We start from the raw sequence: 23,477 nt of genomic DNA, 5'->3' as shown, positions 1-23,477 counted from the left end.
CCTGCGCGGCGACCGTCCGCGCCTTTCGGTTGGAGCCCGTGCTATACCAGCCAGTATGAGGGGTGAAGATCACCTTGGGGTTGGAGAAAAGCGGGTGAGAAAAATCTCCCTTTTCCACGTCGAGTTCATATTCGATTACGTCGAGAGCCGCGCCGGCGATCACGCCGTCGTTCAGCGCCTCTTCCAGAGCGTCCCGGTCCACATGGGGGCCGCGCGCGAGGTTGATCAGATAGGCGTCGCTCTTCATAATAGCGAGAGTCTCTTTATTGATCATGTGCCGTGAATCCTCCGTCAGCGGCAGGTGAAGGCTCACGATGTCCGCCTGACGCAGCCCCTCTTCGAGGCTGTCCACTATTTCGACGCCCAGTTCGTCGGCGGCCTTCCGGTCTGCGTAGGGATCGTAGGCGATGACCCTGCCGAACAGCGGCTTTATATGCGAGGCCGTGAGGCGCGCTATCTTTCCGAAGCCGACGAGAAATACCGTCATTTCGCGCAGGGGCCTCAGCTCAAAGCTTGTATGGTTCCATATCCTTTCAATCTTGATCTTATCGTTGTAGAAGGGGATCTTGCGTGCCACCGTCAGCATCAGGGCGGCGGCGTGCTCCGCCACCTCCGGAGTGCTGCAGTCTGGGACGTTGCAGACCATGATTCCGTTATCCTCGGCGTATTTCACAGGGATGTTGTCGAGGCCGATCCCCTGGCGCGAGATGATCTTGCATTTCTTCATCTTCGCGACCTCTTCGACGGAGAGGTCGTTGTTGGCGATGAGAAGCGCGTCGAGTTTGTCCAGAACATTCCACAGCCCCTCTTTGTCCTTTTCGTCGATGACGACGGCGTCAAATCCATAGGGCTGGAGGATCGGCTTTTCCATCTCCCAGTCGCCGTTTCTGTTGAACATACTGTAGATACCAACGAGATATTTTGCGTTCTGCATGTAAGTCACTACCTTTTCAGTTATTTTAGGCGAAGTACTTTAGAAGTACTGTCGATATCGCGGGGATATATGTGAACAGCATCAGGTTCACCAAAAGCACGATGATCATCGGCGTGACGGCGGAGATGATCGATTTTATGGGAATATCCTTCTGGAGGCTCTGGGCGACGAAGAGGTTGACCCCCAGCGGAGGCGTCAGCATACCGATCGCCATGTTGACCACCATTACGACGCCGAAATGAATGAGGTCGATATTGGCCTGCTGCAGGAGCGGCAGAAATATCGGGCCGAGGATGATGATCGCGGCGTTGGGCTCCATCAGACATCCCGTCACCAGGAGCATTATATTCAGGAAAAGCAGCAGGGAATAGCGGCTCTGCGCCAGGCTGGAGAGCGCCTCTGCGATCCTCAGGGGCACCTGCTCGGTGGTCAGTATCCATCCCATCGCCGTCGCGGTGGCGATGATTAGCAGTACCATCGCCGAGGTGGTGCCGGCCTCATAGAAGCTGATGTAGGTATTTTTCACGTTAAGTTCTTTGTATACGAAGAAGCCGACGAAGAGGCTGTAGATACAGGCGACGGCGGCCGACTCCGTGGGGGTGAATATCCCGCCGTAGATCCCGCCGAGAATTATTATCGGCATGAGAAGGCCCCAGATAGATTTTCTCAAAGAGGAGAGGAATCCGCGGAAGGTGGGCTTCACGCTGCTCTTCCAGCCGTTTATCCTCGACACTATATAGCAGAACAGCATCAGGGAGAGCCCCATTATGACGCCGGGGATGATGCCCGCGATGAAGAGCTTGCCGATGGAGGCGCCGATAGAGACCCCGTATGAGACAAAGAGGATGCTCGGCGGGATGATGACGCCGATTATTCCCGCGGCGGCCAGTATGGCGACGGAGAAGGCCTTTCCGTAACCCTCTTTAAGCATCGCCGGTACCATGATGGAGCCTATCGCCACCACCGTCGCCGGCGCGGAGCCGGAGATGGCGGCAAAAAACATGCAGGCGAGGATCGAGACGTTTGCCAGTCCGCCGTACATGCCGCCCACGACGTTCATCGAGAGGTCTATCAGCCTCTTCGATATTCCGCCCCATTCCATGAGCCTTCCGGCGATCATAAACAGGGGGATCGCCAAAAGGGTAAAGGAGTCGGTGCCGGTGAACATCCTCTGCACCAGCAGAAGCAGCGGCACGCTGCCGTCCATATAGAGGGCGAGGAAGGAGGCCGCGCCGAGACAGATGGCGATAGGGACGTTCATGATGCAGAGTATTGCCAGAGCGAAGGAGAGTACCTGTACGACCATGATCACACCGCCTCTGTTTCTGTTTCGCCGCGTCCCGATATAAGGTCAGAGAGGCCTACCAGGAACTTTATGAGGTAATGCGCCGCCATCAGCGCGCAGCCGAAGGGGACCGCGGCGTACGCCCAGGTGATCGGCACGCCCAGCGCCGGAGAGACGGTCCCCGCGGCGGAGAGCTTGAAGATGAAGCCGACCCCTATCCAGGTGACGATCACGGAAAAGAGGATGCCCACGATGTCGACGGCGAGAGTGTCGATCTTCTGCGCCCTCTTGGGAAGTATCTGCACAAAGGCCTCTATGCCGATATGAGCGCCCTTTTTCACCGCGAGGCCGGCGCCGACAAAGGCGGCCCAGACGCTCAGATAACGGGCAAACTCTTCGACCCACGTAAGCCCTAGCTGGATGACGAAGCGCTCCACCACGGCGACAAATATCGCGATTGTCATGATAAAGAGCAATACAGCCACGATACATTCCTCTATCTTCATTAACTTCTCATCGATCTTTCGTAAAAAATCCATATAATTTCGCTCCTCTCACTACTATAAGAGAGGGGGCGGCTTAAGGCCCGCCGCCCCCTGTTCTTTTATTTACCCGCTTCGGAGGCAGCGTTCATTACCTTTTTAAGGAAATCCTTGCCGATCTCCTTCTCTATGAGCGGGAGAGAGCCGGCCTGGGTGACCTTCTGGAATTCCGCCAGCTCCGCCGGCGACAGCTCCGTGATCTGTACGCCGTCCTTAGCCATGACTTCGAGGGATCTCTTTTCGTCTGCGGTGTTGAATACACGCTGTCTCTCGCTCCAGGCCTTTGCGCCGTCGCGGACGATCTGCTGCTGCGCGGGCGTAAGTTTCTTGAAGAGGCCGCCGTTGGCGATGAGGACGAAGGGGCTGTAAAAATGGCCGTCAAGCGTCAGGTACTTCTGCACCTCGTGGAGGCGGCTGGACTCCGTCAGAGAGACGGGGTTTTCCTGTCCGTCGACGACGCCCTGGGAGAGCGCGGTGTAAAGCTCGCCGAAGGGGATCGGCGTCGGCGTCGCGCCCATCGATTTTATCATCGCGATGTGCGCCGGGTTTTCCTGGACGCGTATTTTAAGTCCGGAGATATCCTTGGGGGACTTTATCGGTCTGACCCTGTTCGTGAAATGGCGGAAGCCGTTTTCGCCGTAGGCGAGCATCACCGCGCCGGTCTTGGCGCCGAAATCATCGCGGATCTGGACGCCCATCGGGCCGTCAAGGAAGCTGTAGGCCGCCTTTTTGTTGGCGAAAAGATAGGGGATGTCCATCACGAGCATCTGCTTGTCCACCGTGGAGAGCGTGCCGGTGCTGATAGAGCACATCTGTATCGTCCCCATCTGCACGCCTTCAAACTGTTCCCTCTCATTTCCCAGCTGGTTGTTGGGGAATATCTTTACCTTTATTTCGCCGTTTGACTTATCTTCGACATACTTCTTAAAGGCCTTACAGCCTTCGTCGTTTGTTGCTCCAACCGCGGGAGTCGGTCCCAAGTGGCTCAGTTTTATTTCGACCGCCGCGTTGGCGCTTACGGAGAGAGCGAGGACGAGTATCGTTATCATAATAAAAATGCTGGAAATTTTCTTCATAAGGCTGCCTCCCTGATTTTATTGTTGAATGTTAGATGTCTTTTTCTTTTTCAGAGTAAAACTCGACGTGGTTCAGCGGCGTTTCGTTGACATAAAGTTTGAAGATGTCCGGTCTCGCGTAATGGCCGACGGGATCGAAATCTATCCTCGCCTCCGCGAGCATATTCATGTCGAGGTCCGCTACGAGCACCTCTTCCGAATCGTATATCGGCCCCGCGAGATACTCGCCGAAGGGACTGATGATCGCGCTGCCGCCGTTGGTCACCGAACCGGCCTCATTGATGATGCCGGCGGGGATATCCGCCTCGTCGACCCTGGTCTCGATCTCGCTGGAATAGTCGGAGAGTTTATAGCAGAGGTTGGCGCTCAAAACGAAGCATCCTCCCTCGCGGGCGATGTGGCGCGCGGTGCAGAGCCATGATTCGCGGTAATCGGCGGTGGGCGCCAGATATATCTCGATGCCTTTGCTGTACATCGCCGTGCGCAGCAGCGGCATGTAGTTTTCCCAGCAGATGACGGCGCCGTAGCGTCCGAAGGGGGCGTCGATGACGGTGAGGTCGCTGGCGTCGCCCTCTCCCCAGACCACCCGCTCTCCCGCGGTCGGCTTCAGTTTGCGGTGGCGTCCAAGATATTCGCCGTCCGGGCCGAAGAAGAGCATCGAACAATATAGGGTGCCGTGTCCGCGCTCGCGCTCGATGCAGCCCATTGCCAGATGGACCTTATATTTCGCGGCCGCCTCCGCGAGGGCGTTGAAAATGGGGCCGCCGACCTCGACCGAATTGTCGTAATACCGCCGCCAGTCGCGGCGTCCCGCCGGTGTTCGCCAGCCGATCACGGAGCCGAAGGTGATCGCCTTTGGATAGCATGGGATATACGCCTCGGGAAACATCACCAGCTCGCAGCCCTTTGAGGCCGCCTCCTCAATATAGAGCAGGGCCTTCTTCAGGCATGCCTCCGCGTCCATCAGTACGGGAGCCAGCTGGACGACGCCCACCCTGACCTTGTTTTGCTCTCGGTTTCTCTTCATTTGCATTCCCCTTTCATGAGCTGTTGAGCGGTTTTTCTGTATTAAGTCCTGAAATTTATCTATTTGATGATGTCGTGGTATAGGTGAGGCAGTCTTTTTTCAAATACTTTGAGGAATTGGCGGTTTTGATTGATGTTGGTGACGTCGATCTCGGAGAATTTGCCGTCCAGCGTTCCCGAGCACTCCGTCAGAACGTCGCCGGTCGGCGAAGATACGAAGGAGCCGCCGCCGAAATCGATATCTCCCGAATAATCGCAGTTGTTTACGGCGACGGTATAGAACATATTTTCGATCGCGTGGGCCCTGATCATCGTCCTGTAGAGATCCATACGCGCCCGCGTCCACTGGCTGCAGATAAATAACACCTCGGCGCCCTTAAGGGCGTATATCCTTATCCATTCGGGGAAGCGGATGTCGTAGCAGATGATGCTGCCGCATTTGATGCCGTCCATCTCAAAGAGACAGGGTTTTTCGCCGTGGTCGAAGACGCCGTCTTCGACGGTGATGAAGGGAACGAGGTGGACCTTGTCGTAAAAGGTGACCAGCTCTCCCTGTTGGTTGACGATGAGCGCCCGGTTGTAATATTTGCCGCCGCTCTTGGCCATCACGGAGCCGCCGGTGAACCAGCAGCCGTATCTCTTTGCCAGGCCGGAGAGAAACTCCGTAGTCTCCGCGGCCTCGCCGTCGGCCAGCTTCTCCACGGAATCGAGGGCGTATCCCGTGTCCCACAGCTCGGGAAGAACCAAAGCCGTCGTGAGTTCGTCGGGAGTGTAGTACCTTTTCATCCAATCCTCGACGGTCTCCATGTTTTTCTTCCTGTCTCCCATAATTACGGGGATTTGTACCAAACCAACTCTAAAGGCTTTTTTTTCTTCCAAAATCGCCTTCTCCCTTCATAATTTAAAATTTGGAGTACCAAAATAATTTTAGAACACACTTATTATAAATTTACTATTTTTGTGTGTCAACTATTATTTTTATAAGACTAATATAAAAACTATAGTTCCTAATGTTTTGCTAAAGTTCTAACAAAAGGGGTGAATGGTGACTGGAATTTGATTTTTAGTGAATTGTGTCAGCAAAGGTTTGTTGCTTTCGCACAAAAGGTGAATCTTACGGAGGCGCGGCAGAGAGCCCTTCAGGAGCGCCGTCCAGAACGGTGAAGCCGTTTCTCTGCCGTCTGCTCATATGTTCTTTATCTGTTCAAAAGCCTGTTAACAAAAAAAGAGCCCGCCGTGCGGCAGGCTCTTTAAGACGTACGTTTGTTTCAGTGCCGCTCTACGCGACGCGCACCGTCCAGCCGAAGTTGTCCTCTGTGCGGCCGAACTGTAGGTCTGTGAGCGCGTGATAAAGTTTCAGGGCCAGCGGGCCGCTCTTGAAGCCGCCGATGGTATACTGTTCGTCCTCCGTCGCGAACTCGCCGATTGGCGAGATGACGGCGGCGGTGCCGCAGCACCAGGCCTCTTCCACGTCGCCGTTCTTGATCCCCGTGAGGATCTCCTCAAGCGTGACGAGGCGCTCTTCGACCTCGATGTTCCACGATTTGAGCATCTCAATGACGGATTTTCTCGTGATGCCCGGCAGCACAGTTCCCAGCAGCGCGGGGGTCACGACCTTGTCCTTGATCTTGAACATGATGTTCATGCCGCCGCCCTCTTCGACATATTTTTTCTCCACGCCGTCGAGCCAGAGCACCTGAGCGAAGCCGTTGGCCTCGGCGCGTTCGCCCGCGCGGAGAGAACCGGCGTAGTTGCCGCCGCACTTCGCGAATCCGGTGCCGCCGCGTACCGCGCGCACGTCCTCTTTCTCGATGAATATCTTAACGGGGTTGACACCCTCGGGGAAGTAGGGGCCGACGGGTGAGAGGATGATCGCGAAGGTGCACATCGAGGGCGCGTGCACGCCCAGTTTGGGGTCGGTGGCGAAGAGGAAGGGTCTGATGTAAAGGGTGGTATCCTCACCGGCCGGCACCCAATCGCTGTCGGTCCTGACAAGAGCCAGCAGCGCCTCCATGAAGAGTTCCGGGTCTATCTGCGGCAGGCACATGCGCTCCGCCGACCTGTTCATGCGGGCGATGTTCTCCTGCGGGCGGAAGAGCTGCACCGATCCGTCCGGTCTCCTGTATGCCTTCAGCCCCTCGAATACCTCGGACGCGTAGTGAAGGACCATCGCCGCGGGCGATATCTCAAAGGGCGCGAACGGAACGATGCGCGGGTCAAACCAGCCCTTGTCCTTTTCATAATTCATCACAAACATATGGTCGGTGAAGTATTTTCCGAAGGACAGGCTGCCGCTGTCCGGCTTTTCCTTGGGATGCGCCGTTTTTTCGATTCTGATCTCTGCCATTATGATTTTCCCTCTTTTCATATTATCTGGCGGACGATAGGACGGTAACGTTCACGTCTGCCATGTTTTTGCCGATTCGCTCCTGCGGAGTGGATCTCTGTGCCGTCTTTTCCGCCGCCGTCCGGTTCTCGGTCAAAGTCCAATTTGCCGGAGTGCCGGAGGCGCGAGCCTCATTTAGATAAGTATACATCTTTTTTGTCAAAGATTTGTAGCCGAAGGATGGATATGCGCCGCCGCGTTTGCCGCCGGTGGACGCGGAAACCTTGCCGTGTCAATAAAAAGTGCGCGCCGCCCGTTTGGGGAGGCGCGCGCTTCGGCGTCTAAGAATCAGTCAAGCGGAGAGAACATCTTGCCGGGGTTCATGATGTTGTGCGGGTCAAAGGCACGTTTGATGCCCTGGAGGAGTTCTATCTCCGCTGGTGATTTGCTGTCCATCAGCACCTTTTGCTTGACGTGGCCGACGCCGTGCTTGCCGCTGCCGACGCCGCCGAGGGCGATCGCTTCGCGAATGAGGGCGGTGAAGAATTCCTCGGCGTACCGCGCCCAGCGTTCGGGGGTCATATCCGCCGGTTTTAGTGGTATCGGGTGGATGTTGCCGTCGCCGATGTGCGAGATGATGCCGATCTCGATGTTCCATTCGGCGCTTATCTCTTTTATCCTGCGTATCATCTCGGGCACTGAGGAGAGCGGCACCATGAGGTTGCCCGAGGCGCAGGCGTGCGGATCGCGCGCGCGCATTCCCTCCAGCCCGTTCTGGCGCACGTTCCACATCGCCGCCGAGTCGGTGCGGCTCTCGGCGACGAAGACCTCGAAGGCGCCGCAGTCGAGGCAGATCTTTCCGACAGTCTCGTACCCCTCTTCAAGCTGCGCCTCCGTGTCGCCCTCGACCTGTATCAGCAGGTACCCCTCGCTTCTGTCCTGTTCGGGCAGGGTGCAGCCGAGGTATTCGGTCGTGTATTTAACGAGGTTTTTATCCATAAATTCGCAGGAGATGATGCGTTTGCCCGAGCCGATAACCTTGGCTACGCTCTCTACGAGTTCTTCCAGTCTCGGATAGCAGGCGAGCAGGTTTACCGTCATGCCCGGCTTAGGTTCCAGGTTGACGATGAGCTTGGTGACGACGGCGAGGGTTCCCTCGCTGCCGGCGAGCAGGTTTATGAGGCTGTAGCCCCAGGTGTCTTTACGGAAACGGCCTCCGAGATTGATTATCTCGCCGGAGGGCAGGACGGCCTCGGCGCCGAGGACGTGGCGGCGTGTGTTGCCGTAGCGGATGACCTTGCCGCCTCCGGCGTTCGTCGCAAAGTTGCCGCCGATGAAGCTGGTCTCGGTGCTCATAGGATATCCCGCGTAGAGGAAGCCCTCTTCCGCGGCGGCGCGGCAGAGGTCGTTGGTGACGACCCCCGGTTCGATGACGGTGACGCGGTTGACTTTGTCTATCTCCAGTATCCTGTTCATACGCTCAAGCGAAAGGACGATGCCGCCAGCGAGCGGCACAGCCCCTCCGTTAAGGCCGCTGCCCGCGCCGCGCGGCGTTACGGGGATATGTTCACGGCTGGCGATCTTCATAACCGCCGATACCTGCGCGGTATCCGCCGGTTTGACGACCGCCTCCGGCATGTGTCCCCAGATGCGCCCAGCCTGATCCCAGGCGTAGTTGTCGAGGGCCTCGGAGTCGTTTATGATGACGCCTCCGGGGCCGACGGCCGCGAGCAGCTCTTGATATATTTCCTCAGTTATTGCGCCGTACTGCTCCATCAATGATGTTCCTTATATTTTTTGACGGCCTCGATGAGGGCGTTCAGCACCTCCATCGCGTCGCCCTGAACGCTGAGGTCCGCGACGCGGAAGATGGGGGCCTCGGGATCCTGGTTGACGGCGACGATCGTCTCCGCGCCCGACATTCCCGCGATGTGCTGCACGGCCCCCGATATCCCGAAGGCGAGGTAGAGCCGCGGGGTGACCGATTTTCCTGAGAGTCCCACCTGCGCCGAATAGGGCGCCCAGCCGAGGTCTACGGCCATGCGCGAGGCGCCGACCGAGCCGCCGAGAAGGCGGGCAAGTTCATCCAGCCGTGCGAAATTTTTCGCGTTTTTCATACCCTTTCCGCCGGCGACGATGATCTCCGCCTCCTGCAGCGGCAGTCCGACCGACTGTTCGGGGGCGAATCTTATAAATTTGATGAGGGAGGCGAGGGTGTCTTCTCTTGGCCTGAACTCTATCACTTCGCCTTTGCGCGAGCCGTCAGCTGGCAGGGGGCGCTTTGACTTGGGGCGCACGGTGCACATCTGCGGGTCGCGTCCTTTTGTCTTGATGTCGGCCATGACGTTGCCGCCGATCGCTGGCCGCGTCTGGATGAGCCGTTTGGTGGCGGGGTCGATCGCCATCTCCGTGCAGTCAGCCGTCAGCCCGCAGCCGAGGCGGGCGCTGAGCATCGGCATCACTGTGCGTCCCTGGGTGGTCGCGGAGGCGATGAGGATCGTCGGTTTGTATGTTTCGATGAGGTCGGCAAGCGTCGCAACTTCGATGTCTGCCTTGAAGTTTTCAAATTCAGGGGCTTCCGCGACGTATATCTTGTCCGCGCCGTAGGCGGCGAGCGCCGCGGCCTGTTCTTTGATGTTGCTGCCGATCACGACGCTGGCCAGCGGCGCGCCGAGCGCGTCCGCCAGTTCGCGTCCCCAGGCGAGCAGTTCGCGCGATACGGGGTGGACCCTGCCGCCGCGAACTTCGGCGAGTGTCCAGACCTCTGCAATATTCTTCATTTCGTATCGCCTCCCGTCTCTTCCAGACAGTTCTTTTCTTCCAGCAGATTCATGATTTCTTCTATCGCGGTGCCGATGCCGTCGGCGGCGATTATCTTGCGCCCCTGGCGCGTCACCTTTGGATATGTCACGTTGACGACCTGGGTCGCGGAGCCGGTGAGCCCCGTCTCCGCCGCGTCCATCGAAAGGGCCTCCGCCGTCTCCAGCGGCACTTCGGCCGCCTTGGCGCAGAGTTTGCCGCCCAGGGTGCAGAGGCGCGGGATGTTCATCTCTTTGACGGGGATGACCATCGCGGGTAGCGGCGATTCGACCGTCTCGTGGCCGCCCTCCACGGCGCGCACGACGCGGATCTTTTCATCGCTGATCTCCTCGATGGCGCTGACGTACGAGAGGACGCTGATCCCCATCAATTCCGCGCAGGCCGGGCCGACCTGTCCGGTTTCGCCGTCGGTCGCGCGCTCGCCCGCGAAGAGGAGGTCGAAGGGACCTGCCTTGAGCAGCGCCCGTGAGAGGGTGCGGGCCGTGGCGAGGGTGTCCGCGCCGCCGAATTTTCTGTCGGAGAGCAGCAGCCCCCTGTCGCAGCCCATCGCAATGGCGTATTTGACGGCCTTCTGCGCCGCCGCCGGTCCCATGGTCACCGCCGTTATCTCAACTCCCGGCCGGGATTCCTTGATCCTGACCGCCGCCTCGACCGCGTGCAGGTCGAGCGGATTAAGCTCTGCCTCGACGCCGTCGCGTATCATCGTGCCCGTCGTTTCGTCTATTTTCACCGTGTCCACAGCGGGCACCTGTTTTACCAGCACTGCAATTTGCAAATTACCTTCCTCCTTTGAGGAATTTAAAATATCTTAAAAAGATATACGCAATGCGCTGTTGCGTCAAGGTTTTGCGGCGCGCTGGCCTTTCTTTGTTACGTATCCGCGGCCTGCGGAACGAGGAGCGGCAGCCGGAATATTTCGCTCCCGCGGCTGAGAGCGGACGGCGGCGTGGTGGGGCGGCATTTTTTCGTTCACGCATCTTTTCGCAGCAGCGAATAAAATAACCCTTTGCCTCCGCTTCGTCGGCCCATCTTTGACTGCCGAGGTTTTCCAGGGTCTTTCCAACGGTATGCTTGTCTATGATACTGAGCCAGTTGCCGGGTGCGTCTTTGAGGTATTGGACCTCTCCCACGTGAAATGATACTGTCATATAGGTCAGTAATCCGGCGACGAAATCGGGGGCGAACATCCCCAGGTTGACATAGCTGTGGATGGATTTTTCGCTTTTTTTAACGTCGACACCCAGTTCTTTCATGTGTTCGCCGATAGTTTTTTTTATATTGAAACCGCCTCCGCTGCCGGCGGACCGGATCAGCTTTCCGATACCATATGGATTATAGGCATATGCTTCAAAGCCAAAGACGTAGCCTGCCATCGCGGCCAGCGAACCACCGAGGCTATGACCGGTAAAAATCGTGTCGTCTTCACTGAGGCCGTATTCTCTCTGCATTTCGGCGACGAATTCCAAGGCGTCATACATTTGCCGGGGCGCTCCGAGAAGCATCATGTGCGCGTCCGTCAGTATCGTATCCTTCACCAGTTCTCTGATGAATTCCGTCCCTCTGAAGGCGAAAACATAGCGGGCGTTCAGCGTGTCTTTTAATAAATAACCCTGGAATCCGCTTTTTGGATTGTCCCGATATTTGATTACCGTGTATTTTTTGCCAGGGCAGGGTTCGCTGCTTAAAAAATCCCGCATCTCCGCCTCGGATTTATAAGACGCCCCCGACAATTTCGCATATTCCATTATTTTATAGAGCTCCAGGTTCCGCATGTCGACGTCCCCCTATTTTCTGCCGGTGGTTCCGCTTTTCTTATATATCTGTTTCTTTGAATAAAAAGTCTGCCTCGATCCGCCTATGATAGCGCGAAGATGATAAGAATTATACATTTTTACAATTATTGAAATCAAGATTTGTTCCATTAGCGCCCTTCACCGCCCTATTTTCCACGCATCGTGGATCGCGGGGAATTTTTTATACCGCAAATAACGATTGGGTGAATTTCTCCTGTTGTGCCGCTGGTGAGAAGAAAAATGAGCCTTACGCCTCATTGCCATTGTGGGTAGTAAAATTGCCTACCGTAACACCATATCTAGTGTTATAATCTTCTAGCTGAACATATATAGCGGCTGGAGGAATAAATAATGAGATGTCCCGTTTGCGGTGCCCCTGAGACAAGAGTGATAGAGACACGCAGTTCCGATGAGGGGCGTGTCAACCGCAGACGGCGGGAATGCCCCGAATGCCAGAGCCGCTTCACGACGTACGAGCGGCTGGAGGAGAAAAGTTACCTCTGGGTTGTTAAGAAGGACGGCAGACGGGAATCATTCGACAGGGATAAACTCATCCGCGGTTTTCAGCACGCCTGCGAGAAATTGCCGGTGGCGCTGGAGATGATCGAGGCCGCGGCCGTGCGCATTGAGGAGCGGGTACGCGCCTCGGGGCAGGGTGAGATATCGACGACGGTGCTTGGAGAGATGGCGGCGGAAGAGCTGCGCGGGATAAACAAGGTCGCCTATGTGCGATTCGCTTCGGTTTACAGGGAATTTACGGATATATCAAGCTTCACGAACGAGATATCGAGGCTTTTGGACGACAAGGAGGCACACCGCAATGGCTGAGGAACTTATTAATAATTTTGGCAGGCAGGGATATCTGTTTGAAAATCGGGGAGAGTCTACGGACTTGGCCCTGATGGTCGACGCGCTCGCGCAGGAGGAACGCTCCCCCTGGGACGCGAGCAGGATCCGCGACGCACTTATCATAGAGGCGGGGACCGACCCCGCCACCGCGGAGGGCATCGCCCTCGAGGTGGAGGACGATCTTCTTAAATACGGGCGCTCTAATGTGACGACCTCGATCATCCGTGAGATGGTCAACGTCAAACTTTTCCAGCGCGGACTCGGAGCGAAGCTGGCGGACCATTCGCGCATTGGCCTTCCTGTCCACGATTTAGAAACGATGATGTTCAATAAAAACAAGGAGAACAGCAACACAAGCCATAACCCCGAATCGATCAACCTGTCGATCGCGGAGATGGTGCTTAAGGAATACGCGCTGACGAAGGTCTTCTCCAAAGACGTAGCCGACGCGCACCTTAATGGAGACATCCACCTTCACGACCTCGGCATGGTGAACCGCCCCTACTGTTCCGGGCAGAGCGTCGCCTACACGGCGCGTTACGGCCTTAACATCCCATCGATAACGAGTGTCTCGAACCCCGCGAAGCACGCCGACGTTCTCCTCGCGCATATGCTGAAGATGACCTCCGTGCTGCAGAACCATTTCGCAGGCGCCATCGGCTGGGACGCGGTGAATATGTACTTCGCCCCCTATACTGTCGGCTGGGACTACGATAGGTACCTCCAGCTCGCGCAGCAGCTGATCTTCGAGTTCAACCAGCTTGCCGGCGGCAGGGGCGGCCAGGTGGCTTTCACCGACGTTAACCTCTACTACGAGATACCGAACCACTTCCGCGACGTCCCCGCGATCGGGCCGGGCGGCAAGTTTACCGGCAAGACCTACGCCGAATATGACAAGGAGTCGAAGATGTTCCTCAAGGCGCTCTTCGACGTCTACATGAAGGGCGACAGCCGCAGGCAGCCGTTCTTCTTCCCGAAGCCGCTGCTTCATATCACCGATTACTTCTTTAAGGAAGAGGGCTGGGAGGAGTGTCTTGACCACGCCTGCCGCCTATCCTCCGAGAAGGGCAACACCTATTATGTCTTTGACCGCGGCGGCGTGGCGAAGCTTTCCGAGTGCTGCCGCCTTTCCTTCGAGCTTACGCTGGAGGACCTCAACGAGGCGAAGCATCCCTGGAAGATGCGCTACTGCGCCCTTCAAAACGTCACGCTGAATCTGCCGCGCGCCGCCTATAAGGCCAACGGCGACGACGAAATGCTCTTCGACATCATTGACGCGGAGATGGAGCTTGCCGCCAAGGCTCACCTCCAGAAGCGCGCCTTTATAAAGAATATCCTCGACCTCGGGGAGAAGGGGCCGCTTGCCGCGCTCTGCGTCTCGCATGACGACGAACCTTATCTGCGCATGCGCAAGGCGAGCCATCTCATCGGCATCCTCGGCCTCAACGAGATGGTGCAGGCGATGACGGGGGCGCAGCTTCACGAGAGCGAAGAGGCGGAGACCCTCGGGCGCGCCGTCATCCAGTATATGGACCTCAAGTGCCAGCAGCTATCCGAGCGTTACGGCCTCAAGATCGTGCTAGAGCAGACGCCAGCGGAGAGTACGGCGCTGCGTTTCGCGAAGCTTGACCTGCGGGCCTATCCGGACGTCGCGAAGAAGTACATCAAGGGGTGCTTCGACACCGGCGAGATATACTACACGAACAGCACGCACCTCAACTACAAGCTTGTGCAGGACCCCATCGACAAGGTGGCGCGCGAGGGCGAGCTTCATCCGATGATCAAGGCGGGAGCCATCACGCACGTCTGGATGGGCGAGCATAAGCCGGACCCGAAGGCGCTGGCCTCCTTCGTGATGAAGACCTTCAAGCATACGGAAAACGCGCAGGTGGCGTTCAGCCCCGAGTTTACGATCTGCAACGAGTGCAGCCACATGGAGCGCGGCCTTTCGGACCACTGCGAACTCTGCGGCTCCGAGGATGTCGACGGCATCACGCGCGTTACGGGATATTTCACGCGCACCTCTTCGTGGAACGCCGGAAAGCGCGGCGAACTTAAAGACCGCGCGCGCCGCCCCGTTGAAATGCCCGCGTAATAGATGGAACAAATGGAAGAGACGAGGGCGGGGGGATATCTCCCCGCCTCTTTTTTAGACTGGGAGGGTCATGTCGCGGCGGTGATCTTCACCTGCGGCTGCAATTTCCGCTGTCCATGGTGCCATAACGGCGAACTGGTGACGGCGGGCGTGGGCGAGCTGTCGGTGAAAAAGATTATCGCCGACGTAAAGCGGCGCGCGAAGTTTCTCGACGGCGTCGTCGTCAGCGGCGGCGAGCCGACGCTATGGCCCGGACTGCGTCCGCTTCTGGCGGAGCTTAAGGAGCTGGGGCTCGCCGTCAAACTCGATACGAACGGCACGGACCCGGAGCAGCTGCGCGTCCTGATCGACGAAGGGCTTGTGGAGCACGTCGCGATGGATATCAAGGCGCCGCTCGACGCCGCGTCGTACGCGCGGCTCGCGGCGGTGCCGGTGGAGATCGCGAAGATACGGGAATCGGTGCGGATCGTCAAGGAGCGCGCCCGCTCCTATGAGTTTCGTACCACCTTTGTGCCCGCGCTCCACCGCCCGGAAGATCTGCCCGCGATACGCGAACAGCTAAACGACGACGCCCATTGGGTGGTGCAGTGCTTTAAGCCTACCGGCTGTCTTGACGGGAGGTTTCTATCATATACCGCCGCCAATCCGGCTGAGTTGGAGAGATTGTTTCCTGGTATAAGCATTCGCGGCTAAAATTTTTAGTTTATGCGTTTTTTATAATAAATAACTGTTAATATTAGTGTGAGAGTATATAATCGTACACATAATTTTTATTTCAGCTGGGGAAGGCTATGATGGAAAAAACAGAATTGAAAAAATTGCTTTGTGACGCCGTAGACTCCGTAAGATGCGAAGTCGGGGCATTTGCGGAAGATATCGCGGCGCACCCCGAGCTGGGCTTTTTTGAGAGGCGTACGTCACAGAAGCTGAGCGAAGCGCTGAGTGGACTGGGGCTTGATGTGAAAGAGGGATTGGCTCTCACCGGGCTGCGCGCTGATCTTGACGGAGGCGCTCCGGGGTCGCGCGTGGCTCTGATCGGCGAGCTGGACGGTATCGTCTGCCGCCAGCATCCTCAGGCTGATCCCGATGATGGGGCCTCCCACAGCTGTGGCCATAATTTGCAGATATCCGCGGTCTACGCGGCGGCGGCGGCGCTGGTGAAGAGCGGGCTGATGAAGGAGCTCGCCGGTTCCGTCTCCCTTATCGGAGTTCCGGCGGAAGAATTTATCGAAGTCGGGCGGCGTACTGAGATGCGCGAGCGCGGTGAGATCGTCTACTACGGAGGCAAACAGGAGCTCGTGCGGCTTGGGGTCTTTGACGACGTGGACATGGCGATGATGGTTCACGCCGGCGACGACCAGCCGAACCCCTCGTTCGTAATACCGGAGGGAGGCAACGGCTTCCGTATCTTCATGCTGCGCTACGAGGGACGGCAGGCGCACGCGGCGGCGGCTCCGCATCTTGGTGTGAATGCGCTGTACGCGGCCGTCGCGGGCATAAACGCCGTTAACGCTTTGCGTGAGACCTTCCGTGACGAGGATCATATCCGCGTTCACTACATCATCACGAAGGGCGGCGATTCAGTGAACAGCGTGCCGGACGACGTCCGTCTCGAAGGATATGTCCGTGCGGGCAATGCTGACAAAATAGACGAGACCTTCGACAAGGTCATTCGCGCCTTCAGGGCGGGCGGCGAAGCGCTCGGCGCTAAGTGCCACGTTAGGAGTATCGCCGGATATATGCCCCTTGATACCTCCAAAGAGCTGAACGGGATATTCGCGGAAAATGCAGATGCCCTCGTCGGCGCGGACAACGTCACCCGCGGAGCCTATTTCTCTGCCTCAACTGACTTGGGAGATCTGGCTCATCTGCTGCCGGCGATACAGCCGATGGCAGGAGGAACCGTGGGAGCGCTGCACTCAAAGGACTTTAAAGTCGTTGATTTCGACGCGGCCGTCCTGCTCCCGGCCAAGGCCATGCTTATGACCGTGGCAGACCTTTTATGCGACGGCGCGAAGCTGGCGAAGAGGGTCTCAGAGAACTTCAAACCCGTCTATACAAAGGAAGAGTACCTTGCGGTGCTGAACCGCAAATTCTTTTCCGAGTAATAGAAAATATATTTAAGGAGGGAATTTTCTCGTCATGGATATTGTCGATAAGGCAATACGTAACTGGAAGCTCCATGGGCTGGCGCTGCTCTTTGTGATCATCGCCGAACTCATAGGGGCGAAAAAGTATCAGCTTGGCCCTGGGCTCATTGTTCTTGTTCCTCTGCTTTATTCTTTTGCCCTGGGTGCGCTGTGCGGAATCAAAAAGCTTAATATCCTCTCCCGCGACGACATGGTCGAAGCCTCTTCGCTTGTAGGTGTGACCTTCTTTCTGCTGATGGCGCGCTACGGCACGCTTGTCGGACCGAACTTTTGGAAGGTTGTGGAAACCGGCCCCGCCCTTGTCCTGCAGGAATTTGGCAACATTGGGACCGTATTCTTCGGAGTCCCGCTCGCTGTTTTCCTTGGCCTCCGGCGCGAGGCGATCGGTGCGGCCTTCTCTAACGCACGCGAACCGAATATCGCCATCATCGGAGAAAAATACGGCCTTGACACTCCCGAAGGGCGCGGCGTTATGGGTGTCTATATCACGGGAACGATCTTCGGCGCGGTATTTTGCAGCCTTCTCTCTTCTATGATTGCTTCGATCGTATCCTTCTTCAGCCCCCAGGCGCTGGCGATGGCGACTGGGACCGGAAGCGCCGGCATGATGACCGCCGCCCTCGCCCCTCTTCTTGAGATGTACCCGGATATCAAGGATGAGCTCACGGCTCTCGCGGCAGCAAGCAATATGCTTTTAGGTCTTGACGGAGTTTATCTGTGTGTATTCCTGAGCCTGCCGCTGTCGAACTGGCTGGTCAAAAAACTCGGCGTCAACGACCCTCCCAGCGTGCCGCCGGAGAAAAAGACGAATGCGTAAGGAGGCTCGGATAATATTATGAAATATCGTCAGATGGTGTCATTCTTATTAATATACGGCTTCCTGTCGCTTGTCGGCAACATGGTCGCCGCGAGAGCCTATCAGGGTGGAGCTGGTTCGGCGATCTCAGCGATGGTTGAGGCGCTGCCTGGATTTTTCTCCCTGTTCGCGATTATCGCAGGCGGCGTGATCATCGCCCATTTCATGCCATGGAAGGGGCTTCCTGCCGTCGCCTACATCGTTACCCTGGGATGCCTGGTCACAGTTCCCGGTTTCCCCGGCGCGGAGCAGATAACCGCCTGGGTGTCTAAAGTCAGTTTCATTGGTCTCTGTACGCCGATACTTGCCTATGCCGGACTCGCGGTTGGCAAAGACTTCGGAGAGCTTAGGAAGCAGGGCTGGAAGATCGTCGTAGTTGGACTTTTCGTCTTTGTAGGGACTTTCGTCGGTTCGGCTGTCATCGCCGAAATCATCCTGCGCATGATGCACTAAATAAACCGGGATCGGCACGGTACTACCGTGCCGGTCTTTTCATAAGCTGCCGGCAAATGTTTGCCGCGTTGGAAATTCTCAGCCACAGAGCCTCCGGTGCAAATCCGGGGGCTTTGTGGTTGAGGCGGTTTGAAAACCTCCTGCCGCGTGAAGGCTGTTCACCGTCCATCAGGAAGCTTAGGCCTTTTGCCCCGTTTATGGGGAAACCGGCCGTCAATTCCTAAAATCAAGAAAAATGTCGCCGCATTTTTATATTTGTGACTGATATTTGATTCAATTTACGATATAATGTTTTTAGCGTTTATTTTAATAAAGTAAATAAGAAGAGGTGTAGTGGAATGAAGTTAACCAAGAAATTGGCAGTGGCTTTTTCATTGGTGCTCGTCACGGCAGGAATGGCGATGGCGGCGGAGACGGTGAAGATCGGCGTCTATCTTCCTATTACCGGCGGAAACGCCATCGGCGGACAGCTTGAGCTCGACGGAGTTAAGCTTGCGCATCAGCAGTACCCGACGGTGGACGGCAAGAAGATCGAACTTGTCGTCGTCGACAACAAGAGCGACAAGGTAGAATCGGCGAACGCAGTCAAGCGCCTAATTGAGAAGGACAAGGTGCGTGCGATAATCGGAACCTACGGATCGTCCCTCGCGATGGCCGGCGGCGAAGTGGCGGAGAAGGCCGGCATCCCGATGGTCGGTACCTCATGCACGAACCCGCTCGTAACGCAGGGGAAAAAATATGTCTTCCGCGTCTGCTTTATCGACCCCTTCCAGGGCGCAGGCGCCGCTGACTACGCGCTCAAGGAGCTGAAGGCGAAGAGCGCCGCGATGCTCATCGAGGTCACCGAGGACTACAGCGTCGGACTCGGCAACTTCTTCAAGCAGAACTTTACGAAGAACGGCGGCAAGATCGTTTCCATGATGAACTACCAGAAGGGCGACCAGGACTTCACCGCGCAGCTGACGGAGATCATCAGCAAAAATCCCGACGTGCTTTACATCCCCGCCAACTTCGCGGAGGGCGCGATCATCATGCGCCAGGCGCGCGAACTCGGCGCGAAGTTCAGCATCCTTGGCGGCGACGCGATGGACAACCCCGAAATGGTCAAGATCGGCGGCGACTCTGTCGAGGGCTTCAGCTATACGACTTTCGCCTACTCGCCCAACATGGCCGAAAAGCTCATGAGCCCCATTCAGAAACAGTTCACGGCACAGTGGCGCAAAGCCTTCCCCGGCAAAGACCCCGCGGCCTTAACCGGATGCGGCTATGACGCCTACCTGCTCATCTACAACGCGATCAAAAACGCTAAGAGCACCGATCCCGAAAAGATCACGGCAGCCATCGCCTCCACGAAGGATATGCCCGGCGTAACGGGAACGACGACGATCAACAAGACGCACGACGCCGAAAAATCGGTCGGTATCATCAAGATCGAAAATGGCAGGCAGGTCTTCCACGCGATCGTCAACCCCAAGTAATATCAACGCTGCGGCCTGGGCTCACGACACGCGTCATGACTTGCTCCGGCCGGCACTGCGGTAAACGCTTCCGCACGTCTGGCTGCAAATGGTATCATACCGCGTCCGCCCCTCAAAGGGCGGACAGCGGTCTTACGTACGGGCATATGCTTCCGGAGGCCCGAGCCTAGCCATTCAGCGGTTTGCACGCCTGCGCCGCGGTTCTGTTCCGCTTTTTCTGAAAATCAAATAAAAATGCCTTTCTGACAACGGGAGGATAAGTAAGAGGGGAAAAAGATGACTTTTGATATGATGGTCCAGCATTTTTTCAACGCGCTGATGCTGGGCAGCCTTTACGGCCTTATCGCCATCGGTTATACGATGGTTTACGGCATTCTGCGCCTCATCAACTTCGCCCACGGCGATATCTTTATGATCAGCACCTATTTTGTCTTTCTTGCCATTACGGTCATGCATCTGCCCTGGATACCGGCGGTGCTGCTCTCCATTCTGGCCACCGCGGTATTCGGCGTCATGATCGACCGCGTCGCCTATCAGCCGCTGCGCAACGCGCCGCGCATCTCGGCACTCATCTCGGCGATCGGCGTCTCCTTCTTCATTGAAAATCTCTGCCTGGTCATCTTCACGGGTGTGCCGAAGCCGATGCCGCGCTTTGAGCCGCTTGTACGCGTCATGACTCTGGGCAACGTCCGCATCCTGCCGCTAGCGATATTTGTCCCGATAATCTCCTTCATCCTCGTAGGCGCGCTGCTCTGGATGCTCTACCGCACGAAGCCGGGGCTCGCGATGCGCGCCATCTCGCGCGACATTGAGACGACGCGTCTCATGGGCGTCAAGGTCGACCGCATCATCGCGCTCACCTTTGCCATCGGCTCGGCGCTCGCGGCCTGCGCCGGCATCATGTGGGCGCTGCGCTATCCACAGATACATCCCTTCATGGGAGTCTTTCCCGGCCTCAAGGCCTTCATCGCCGCGGTCCTCGGCGGCATCGGTTCCGTGCAGGGGGCGATGATCGGCGGCCTTCTGCTGGGCTTCATGGAGATTATGCTCGTCGCCTTTTTCCCGGCGCTCTCCGGCTACCGCGACGCCTTCGCCTTCGTCCTGCTCATCCTGATACTCTTCTATAAGCCGACCGGGTTGATGGGCGAGAAGCTGGAGGATAAGATATGATGAAAAATTCAAAGAAGCTTATTCTTAATGCTCTCTCTCTCGGCCTCCTCGCCCTCTTTCTCTGGTGGGCGCAGGGGAACCTCGACGGCTACAAGATACAGGTGCTGAACCTTATCGCCGTCAACGCGATACTGGCGATCAGCCTTAACCTCATCTACGGTTTCACCGGTATGTTCTCGCTGGCCCACGCGGGCTTCATGGCCATCGGCGCCTATGTGACGGCGATCCTCATCCTGCCCGCGGCGCAGAAGGAGATGATGTACATCCTGGAGCCGATGATGTGGCCCTTCTCCGTGATGCACGCCCCCTTCTTTATCGCCGTTATCGCGGGCGGCCTTGTCGCGGCCTTTGTCGGCCTGCTGATGGCGCTTCCCTGCCTTAAGCTCGGCGGCGACTATCTCGGCATCGCGACGCTCGGCTTCGGTGAGATAATCCGCGTCCTCTTCACGAATATGACGCCGGTCACCAACGGCGCGCTTGGCCTCAAGGGCATCCCGGCCTACGCCAATTTGGGCTGGAATTACTTCTGGTGCGTCATCACCTGCTACGTGATAATCAAGCTGCTCTCCAGCAACTTCGGCAACACCCTGCGCGCCGTACGCGACGACGAGGTCGCGGCGAAGGCGATGGGGATAAATACCTTCCGCACCAAGACGATATCCTTCGTCGTCGGCGCCTTTTTCGCGGGCGTGGGCGGCGCGCTGATGGGCAGCCTCATCACTACGATCGACCCGAAGATGTTCAACTTCCAGCTGACCTTCAACATCCTGATGTTCGTCGTCGTCGGCGGCCTCGGCTCGATAACGGGTTCCATCATCGGCACGGTGGTCATCACCGTGCTGCTTGAATGGCTGCGTTTCGTCGAAGATTCCATAACGATCGGTTCGTGGGAGTTCGCGGGGATACCGGGCATGAGAATGCTGATTTTCTCACTGCTCCTGCTCTTCATCATCCTCTACCGCCGCGAGGGCATAATCGGCGGCTATGAATTCAGCTGGGACAGCGCCTCTCGCCTCGCAAAGCGTATCTTCAAGGGAAAGGGGGCGCGCGCGAATGGCTGATACGATACTGAAGACCGAGGACGTCATGATCAAGTTCGGCGGCCTCACCGCCGTCAGCGGCTTTACGATAGAGGTCGAGCGGGGCTCGATAACGAGCCTGATCGGCCCCAACGGCGCGGGAAAGACCACCTGTTTTAACATAATCACCGGTTTCTATAAGCCGACCTCCGGACGCGTGATATTTGACGGCGAGGATATCACGTCGCTGGAGCCGCATATTGTCTGCAAGACCGGTATCGCGCGCACCTTCCAGAACATCCGCCTTTTCACCGGCGGCACCGTGCTGCAGAATGTCATGACCGCCTGCTGGTTGCGGCAGAAGGCTCCCTGGTGGAGCGCGCCGCTTTACCTGCCGATATTCCGCCGCGAGGAGCGCGAGATACGCGGGCGCTCCATGGAGTTGCTTGAGGCTGTGGGGCTTGACAAGCTTGCGGGCGAGATCGCCACAGGGCTGCCCTACGGCGCGCAGCGGCGGCTGGAGATAGCGCGCGCCCTCGCGACCGGCCCTAAGCTGCTGCTGCTCGACGAACCAGTGGCGGGCATGAACCCGCAGGAGAGTCAGGAGCTGATGGATTTTATAAGAAGTATACGTGACCGGTTCAAGGTTACCATCCTAATGATAGAACATGACATGAAGGTAGTTATGGGCGTCTCCGAGTGGATACGCGTGCTTGACTACGGCCAGCTTATCGCCGAGGGGACGCCGGCGGAGATCCGCGCCAACCCGAAGGTCATCGAGGCCTATCTCGGTAAAGAGGCCGTCGCGGGTGGCGAAGGCATCCGCGTGCCGGCCCCCGAAGGTAAACTGGAAACTTCGCCTGACGGCGAAACGGAGGAAAAATAGTATGCTTAAAGTAGAAAACCTCTCCGTAAATTATGGCGGCATACAGGCGCTGCGCGGCATATCCCTCGACGTGCCGGTAGGCAGGATCGTCACGCTGATCGGCGCGAACGGCGCGGGCAAGAGCAGTACGCTGCGCGCGATCGCGGGGCTGGTGCGGAACAAAAGCGGCAGTGTCACCTGGAAGGAGAAGCACCTGCTGGGGCTCAACCCCGAACATGTCCTTGAACGCGGCATCGCGCTCTGTCCCGAGGGACGCCGGATATTTCCGCATCTCACCGTGCTGGAGAACCTCAAGCTCGGCGGCTACAGCTGCAAGAACAGGGAAGAGGAGGATGCCGGGATCGAACGCGCCTTCTCTCTGTTTCCGCGCCTGCGCGAACGCTCCTGGCAGAAGGGCGGTACCCTCTCCGGCGGCGAACAGCAGATGCTGGCCGTCGGACGCGCGCTGATGAGCGACCCGGAGCTGATAATGTTCGACGAACCCTCGATGGGGCTTGCGCCGATACTCGTCGAAGAGGTCTTCGGCATTATCGAACGTATAAACCAAGAGGGAAAGACGGTGCTGCTAGTCGAGCAGAACGCCTTCGCGGCGCTCAAGATCGCCGACTACGCCTATGTTCTTGAGGTGGGGGAGATCACCCTTCAGGGGCCCGGCGAAGAGCTGCTACGCGACCCGCGCGTCGTCAGCGCCTACCTAGGCGGATAGACGGACAATAATT

Annotated in this window: 22 protein-coding genes; 11 read left to right on the top strand and 11 right to left on the bottom strand. The window is 57.3% G+C overall.

Annotated elements, in window-relative coordinates:
* From LIO98_RS02175 to LIO98_RS02125, 11 genes are all read right to left on the bottom strand, one after another.
* A partial coding sequence (locus LIO98_RS02175) for a C-terminal binding protein (RefSeq protein WP_291952896.1) occupies nt 1–934 on the bottom strand: 934 nt, incomplete at its 3' end.
* Nucleotides 935–959: 25 nt separating this feature from the next.
* A complete protein-coding gene (locus LIO98_RS02170; protein WP_291952894.1) occupies nt 960–2,240 on the bottom strand; it encodes a TRAP transporter large permease in 1,281 nt (426 codons plus the stop codon).
* A gap of 2 nt (nt 2,241–2,242) precedes the next feature.
* Nucleotides 2,243–2,758 carry a TRAP transporter small permease gene (locus tag LIO98_RS02165; RefSeq protein ID WP_277004041.1) on the bottom strand — a complete coding sequence of 172 codons (516 nt, stop codon included), beginning with the start codon at nt 2,756–2,758 and terminating at the stop codon, nt 2,243–2,245.
* 65 nt (nt 2,759–2,823) lie between these two features.
* Nucleotides 2,824–3,837, bottom strand: a complete 1,014-nt coding sequence (locus LIO98_RS02160) for a DctP family TRAP transporter solute-binding subunit (protein ID WP_291952891.1) — start codon at nt 3,835–3,837, stop codon at nt 2,824–2,826.
* A gap of 31 nt (nt 3,838–3,868) precedes the next feature.
* Nucleotides 3,869–4,864, bottom strand: coding sequence for a carbon-nitrogen hydrolase family protein (locus LIO98_RS02155; RefSeq protein WP_277004045.1), 996 nt, complete (start codon nt 4,862–4,864; stop codon nt 3,869–3,871).
* Nucleotides 4,865–4,923: 59 nt separating this feature from the next.
* Entirely contained in the window at nt 4,924–5,742 is an 819-nt protein-coding gene (locus LIO98_RS02150) for a nitrilase-related carbon-nitrogen hydrolase (RefSeq protein WP_291952887.1), read from the bottom strand.
* A gap of 400 nt (nt 5,743–6,142) precedes the next feature.
* A complete protein-coding gene (locus LIO98_RS02145) occupies nt 6,143–7,210 on the bottom strand; it encodes a branched-chain amino acid aminotransferase (protein ID WP_291952885.1) in 1,068 nt (355 codons plus the stop codon).
* 327 nt (nt 7,211–7,537) lie between these two features.
* Nucleotides 7,538–8,965 carry an FAD-binding oxidoreductase gene (locus tag LIO98_RS02140; RefSeq protein WP_291952883.1) on the bottom strand — a complete coding sequence of 476 codons (1,428 nt, stop codon included), beginning with the start codon at nt 8,963–8,965 and terminating at the stop codon, nt 7,538–7,540.
* Complete coding sequence (locus LIO98_RS02135; protein ID WP_291952881.1) at nt 8,965–9,969, bottom strand: electron transfer flavoprotein subunit alpha/FixB family protein; 1,005 nt, start codon at nt 9,967–9,969, stop codon at nt 8,965–8,967. Before LIO98_RS02135 ends, LIO98_RS02140 begins: the two co-directional genes overlap by 1 nt.
* Nucleotides 9,966–10,784 (bottom strand): electron transfer flavoprotein subunit beta/FixA family protein, encoded by an 819-nt coding sequence (locus tag LIO98_RS02130; protein WP_291952879.1) that lies wholly within the window; start codon nt 10,782–10,784, stop codon nt 9,966–9,968. Before LIO98_RS02130 ends, LIO98_RS02135 begins: the two co-directional genes overlap by 4 nt.
* A gap of 1 nt (nt 10,785) precedes the next feature.
* Nucleotides 10,786–11,781 (bottom strand): hypothetical protein, encoded by a 996-nt coding sequence (locus tag LIO98_RS02125; protein ID WP_291952877.1) that lies wholly within the window; start codon nt 11,779–11,781, stop codon nt 10,786–10,788.
* Between the two features lie 372 nt (nt 11,782–12,153).
* Here LIO98_RS02125 and nrdR point away from each other — a divergent pair, with 372 nt between their 5' ends.
* From nrdR to LIO98_RS02070, 11 genes are all read left to right on the top strand, one after another.
* Nucleotides 12,154–12,630, top strand: a complete 477-nt coding sequence (gene nrdR, locus LIO98_RS02120) for a transcriptional regulator NrdR (protein WP_291952875.1) — start codon at nt 12,154–12,156, stop codon at nt 12,628–12,630.
* Complete coding sequence (gene nrdD, locus LIO98_RS02115) at nt 12,623–14,746, top strand: anaerobic ribonucleoside-triphosphate reductase (protein ID WP_291952872.1); 2,124 nt, start codon at nt 12,623–12,625, stop codon at nt 14,744–14,746. The genes nrdR and nrdD overlap by 8 nt, the downstream gene beginning before the upstream one ends.
* A gap of 3 nt (nt 14,747–14,749) precedes the next feature.
* Nucleotides 14,750–15,439 (top strand): anaerobic ribonucleoside-triphosphate reductase activating protein, encoded by a 690-nt coding sequence (locus LIO98_RS02110; protein ID WP_291952871.1) that lies wholly within the window; start codon nt 14,750–14,752, stop codon nt 15,437–15,439.
* A gap of 98 nt (nt 15,440–15,537) precedes the next feature.
* Complete coding sequence (locus LIO98_RS02105) at nt 15,538–16,854, top strand: amidohydrolase (RefSeq protein ID WP_291952870.1); 1,317 nt, start codon at nt 15,538–15,540, stop codon at nt 16,852–16,854.
* Nucleotides 16,855–16,888: 34 nt separating this feature from the next.
* The gene (locus LIO98_RS02100; RefSeq protein ID WP_291952869.1) at nt 16,889–17,713 is read left to right on the top strand and encodes a DUF3100 domain-containing protein; all 825 of its coding nucleotides are present in this window, start codon (nt 16,889–16,891) and stop codon (nt 17,711–17,713) included.
* A gap of 18 nt (nt 17,714–17,731) precedes the next feature.
* Nucleotides 17,732–18,205: a DUF340 domain-containing protein gene (locus LIO98_RS02095; protein ID WP_291952868.1), complete on the top strand. Its 474-nt coding sequence runs from the start codon at nt 17,732–17,734 to the stop codon at nt 18,203–18,205.
* 338 nt (nt 18,206–18,543) lie between these two features.
* Nucleotides 18,544–19,683 carry an ABC transporter substrate-binding protein gene (locus tag LIO98_RS02090; RefSeq protein WP_291952866.1) on the top strand — a complete coding sequence of 380 codons (1,140 nt, stop codon included), beginning with the start codon at nt 18,544–18,546 and terminating at the stop codon, nt 19,681–19,683.
* Nucleotides 19,684–19,959: 276 nt separating this feature from the next.
* Entirely contained in the window at nt 19,960–20,853 is an 894-nt protein-coding gene (locus LIO98_RS02085; RefSeq protein WP_277000068.1) for a branched-chain amino acid ABC transporter permease, read from the top strand.
* Nucleotides 20,850–21,914, top strand: coding sequence for a branched-chain amino acid ABC transporter permease (locus LIO98_RS02080; protein ID WP_291952863.1), 1,065 nt, complete (start codon nt 20,850–20,852; stop codon nt 21,912–21,914). The genes LIO98_RS02085 and LIO98_RS02080 overlap by 4 nt, the downstream gene beginning before the upstream one ends.
* Nucleotides 21,907–22,758, top strand: coding sequence for an ABC transporter ATP-binding protein (locus tag LIO98_RS02075; protein WP_291952861.1), 852 nt, complete (start codon nt 21,907–21,909; stop codon nt 22,756–22,758). The genes LIO98_RS02080 and LIO98_RS02075 overlap by 8 nt, the downstream gene beginning before the upstream one ends.
* Nucleotide 22,759: 1 nt before the next feature.
* Nucleotides 22,760–23,464: an ABC transporter ATP-binding protein gene (locus LIO98_RS02070; protein ID WP_291952859.1), complete on the top strand. Its 705-nt coding sequence runs from the start codon at nt 22,760–22,762 to the stop codon at nt 23,462–23,464.
* The last annotated feature ends 13 nt before the right edge of the window (nt 23,465–23,477 follow it).

Source organism: Cloacibacillus sp. (genome assembly GCF_020860125.1).
Taxonomy (GTDB): domain Bacteria; phylum Synergistota; class Synergistia; order Synergistales; family Synergistaceae; genus Cloacibacillus.
This window is presented reverse-complemented; position numbering and strand designations above follow the sequence as displayed.

Excerpts from the sequence above, each read along its gene's own strand:
- LIO98_RS02105 (WP_291952870.1), top strand. The coding sequence starts at position 15,538 with ATGATGGAAAAAACAGAATTGAAAAAATTGCTTTGTGACGCCGTAGAC.
- LIO98_RS02155 (WP_277004045.1), bottom strand. The coding sequence starts at position 4,864 with ATGAAGAGAAACCGAGAGCAAAACAAGGTCAGGGTGGGCGTCGTCCAG.
- LIO98_RS02070 (WP_291952859.1), top strand. The coding sequence starts at position 22,760 with ATGCTTAAAGTAGAAAACCTCTCCGTAAATTATGGCGGCATACAGGCG.
- LIO98_RS02135 (WP_291952881.1), bottom strand. The coding sequence starts at position 9,969 with ATGAAGAATATTGCAGAGGTCTGGACACTCGCCGAAGTTCGCGGCGGC.
- LIO98_RS02075 (WP_291952861.1), top strand. The coding sequence starts at position 21,907 with ATGGCTGATACGATACTGAAGACCGAGGACGTCATGATCAAGTTCGGC.
- LIO98_RS02125 (WP_291952877.1), bottom strand. The coding sequence starts at position 11,781 with ATGCGGAACCTGGAGCTCTATAAAATAATGGAATATGCGAAATTGTCG.
- LIO98_RS02085 (WP_277000068.1), top strand. The coding sequence starts at position 19,960 with ATGACTTTTGATATGATGGTCCAGCATTTTTTCAACGCGCTGATGCTG.
- LIO98_RS02100 (WP_291952869.1), top strand. The coding sequence starts at position 16,889 with ATGGATATTGTCGATAAGGCAATACGTAACTGGAAGCTCCATGGGCTG.
- LIO98_RS02160 (WP_291952891.1), bottom strand. The coding sequence starts at position 3,837 with ATGAAGAAAATTTCCAGCATTTTTATTATGATAACGATACTCGTCCTC.
- LIO98_RS02145 (WP_291952885.1), bottom strand. The coding sequence starts at position 7,210 with ATGGCAGAGATCAGAATCGAAAAAACGGCGCATCCCAAGGAAAAGCCG.
- LIO98_RS02095 (WP_291952868.1), top strand. The coding sequence starts at position 17,732 with ATGAAATATCGTCAGATGGTGTCATTCTTATTAATATACGGCTTCCTG.
- LIO98_RS02140 (WP_291952883.1), bottom strand. The coding sequence starts at position 8,965 with ATGGAGCAGTACGGCGCAATAACTGAGGAAATATATCAAGAGCTGCTC.
- nrdD (WP_291952872.1), top strand. The coding sequence starts at position 12,623 with ATGGCTGAGGAACTTATTAATAATTTTGGCAGGCAGGGATATCTGTTT.
- LIO98_RS02165 (WP_277004041.1), bottom strand. The coding sequence starts at position 2,758 with ATGGATTTTTTACGAAAGATCGATGAGAAGTTAATGAAGATAGAGGAA.
- LIO98_RS02080 (WP_291952863.1), top strand. The coding sequence starts at position 20,850 with ATGATGAAAAATTCAAAGAAGCTTATTCTTAATGCTCTCTCTCTCGGC.
- nrdR (WP_291952875.1), top strand. The coding sequence starts at position 12,154 with ATGAGATGTCCCGTTTGCGGTGCCCCTGAGACAAGAGTGATAGAGACA.
- LIO98_RS02090 (WP_291952866.1), top strand. The coding sequence starts at position 18,544 with ATGAAGTTAACCAAGAAATTGGCAGTGGCTTTTTCATTGGTGCTCGTC.
- LIO98_RS02110 (WP_291952871.1), top strand. The coding sequence starts at position 14,750 with ATGGAACAAATGGAAGAGACGAGGGCGGGGGGATATCTCCCCGCCTCT.
- LIO98_RS02170 (WP_291952894.1), bottom strand. The coding sequence starts at position 2,240 with ATGGTCGTACAGGTACTCTCCTTCGCTCTGGCAATACTCTGCATCATG.